General features: G+C 64.7%; 3 protein-coding genes. All 3 read right to left on the reverse strand.

All coding sequences use genetic code 11. From position 1 onward, the window contains the following. A partial coding sequence (locus WA702_RS25550; RefSeq protein ID WP_425113321.1) for an amidase family protein occupies window positions 1-839 on the reverse strand: 839 nt, incomplete at its 3' end. 81 nt (window positions 840-920) lie between these two features. Further along, on the reverse strand, window positions 921-1,451 hold the full coding sequence (locus WA702_RS25555; protein WP_425113322.1) for a cytochrome b: 531 nt from the start codon (window positions 1,449-1,451) through the stop codon (window positions 921-923). A gap of 118 nt (window positions 1,452-1,569) precedes the next feature. Beyond that, window positions 1,570-2,472: iron exporter MbfA (gene mbfA / locus WA702_RS25560; RefSeq protein WP_425113323.1), on the reverse strand; the 903-nt coding region annotated here is incomplete at its 5' end.

Consider the following 2,472-nt stretch of genomic DNA (forward strand, 5'->3'; position numbering starts at 1 on the left):
TCCGTCGGCATCACCGGGTCGGTCGCGATCAGCAGCACGCGGAAATCTTTCAAGGTCATGTGGCGCGGCGCCGGCAGCTCCAGCCGGTAGGCCTTGCCGGCCTCGAGCGGATCGGGGCCGGCGATGACGTCGAGCAGCAGCGCGAGATCGGCGGCCGAGCGCGCCATCGGGCCGACCACCGCGAGATCGCGGTCGATGACGATCGGCGGCAATGGCGGCGGCGTGTGACCGCGCGGCGCCACCATGCCGTAGGTCGGCTTGTGCGCATAGACGCCGCAATGGAAGGCCGGCGCACGCAGCGAGCCGCCGATGTCGGAGCCGAGCGACAGCGGACCATAGCCGGCCGCGAGCGCAGCCGACGAGCCGCCGGAGGAGCCGCCCGGCGTGCGGCCGAGGTCGTACGGATTGTTGGTGGTGCCGTAGATCTCGTTGTAGCTCTGCCAGTCGCCGAGGCCGAGCGGCACGTTGGTTTTGCCGAGGATGACGCCACCGGCGTCCCTGACGCGGGTAATCGACAGCGCGTCCTCGGCGGCGGTGAAGTCTTTCTGCGCCGGAAAGCCCCAGGTCGTCGGCAGGCCGGCGATATTGTAGGATTCTTTCACCGTTAGCGGGATACCGAGCAGCGGCTTGCGCTCGCCGCGCGCGAGTGCCGCATCTGCAGCACGCGCCGCATCGAACGCACGATCGAAGTCGCGGACGCAGATCGCATTGATCTTGCCGTCATGCCGCTCGATGCGATCGATCGCGTGCTGCGTCAACTCGACCGCCGAGACCTCTTTCGCGGCCAGCGCCTTTGCGGCCTCGACGGCGGTGGCGAAACTGCATTGTGATGCGGCCAAGGCTCACTCCCCATGTGACTGTTCGAGACGCGAGGATTCTAGCCGATGTCGGCGATGGCTGCTCGACCAAATCTGCGCGAGCTATCCTGGCAGCATACGTTGCATGATGCGGTCGCGGTAGATGAAGATGTGCGCCAGAGCAGCGCCAATATGAAACACGATCAGGCCCAGCAGCAGCCATTCCGCCGCCTGGTGCAGCCCGTCGATCGCCTTACCGGCCGCGGCATTGTCGGAAGCCAGCATCGGCAATCGGAATAGATAGAAGTAAGAGACCGTCCAGCCGCGATAGGAGGCGAACAGCCAGCCGGTGATGGTCGTCGCCAGCACCATGACATAGAGCATCCAATGCACCAGCTCGGAGCTAAGCCGCTGCCAGGCCGGCAGCGAGCTTTCCGGCGCCACCGGGTGGGTCAGCCGCCAGGCGAGGCGCAGCACGATCAGGAGCAGGATCGTGAGGCCGAAGGAGACGTGGAACGTCATCGGCGCACCCGGCTGCATGTTGCGGTGGAGGTCCGGCATCAGCCAGCCGATCGGGAATTGCACGACCAGCAGTGCGACTATGAGCCAATGGAAAATCTTAGCCGGCGTGCCGTAATGCAAATGGCGCTTCATCTGTGGTCCTTGAACGTTTCTCGATTTGTGCTGAACTCTGGATCGATCAGCCGCAGCAACGCATACGCCGCGCAGATGGCGACCTCATGATAATCGTCTCAAGAGCTCCGATAATCGTCTAAGCCGCTCCGATCAGAATGCCGACGCCGAGCACGATGACGCCGCCGAGCACGATCTGAAACACCGCCTGCAGGAACGGCGTATCCATGTAGCGCGCGCGGATATAGGCGATCGCCCACAATTCGAAGAACACGACAATGCCTGCGATGGCGGTGGCGATCCAGAATGCATTCGGCCAGGCATCCGGGACCAGATAGGGCAGCGAATGGCCGAGCCCGCCAAGTGCCGTCATCACGCCGCAGGTCGCGCCGCGCAGCCATGGCGAGCCCCGTCCGGTGAGGGAGCCGTCATCCGACAATGCTTCCGCAAAGCCCATGCTGATGCCGGCGCCAAGCGAAGCGGCGAGGCCGACCAGAAAGGTCTGCCAATTCTGATGTGTCGCGAACGCCGCGGCGAACAATGGCGCGAGCGTCGAGACCGAGCCATCCATCAGCCCGGCGAGTCCCGGCTGCACATATTGCAGCACGAACACCCGGCGCCGGGTCTGGTCTTCCTTGCCGCGGGCATCGGGCGTGAGAATATCGTCGGTCAGCTTCGCGGCGATGGTCTCGTGGCCCTTCTCGGCCTCGGCGAGATCGCCGAGCAGCCGGCGCACGCCGACGTCTTGGGCTTGCTCAGCGGCCTTCGCGTAAAAGCGCTCCGCCTCGAATTCCATGGTGGCGACTTCCCGGCGGATCGCCTCCAGCGACAGGTTCTTGGTGAGCCAGATCGGGCGGCGGCGCAGGAAGCCCTTGACATCATCGCGCCGGATCGGCGGCAGATGCGGCCCGAAGCGCTGCTCGTATGTTTCGAGCAGCATATGACGATGGCCGCGTTCCTCCTCGGCCATCTGCTCGAACAATTTTGCCGAATCGGGGTAGCGTTCTGCGAGGTCCTCGGCGAAGGTCATGTAGATGCGGCT

This window comes from Bradyrhizobium sp. (genome assembly GCF_049798375.1).
In the GTDB taxonomy this organism is placed as follows: domain Bacteria; phylum Pseudomonadota; class Alphaproteobacteria; order Rhizobiales; family Xanthobacteraceae; genus Bradyrhizobium.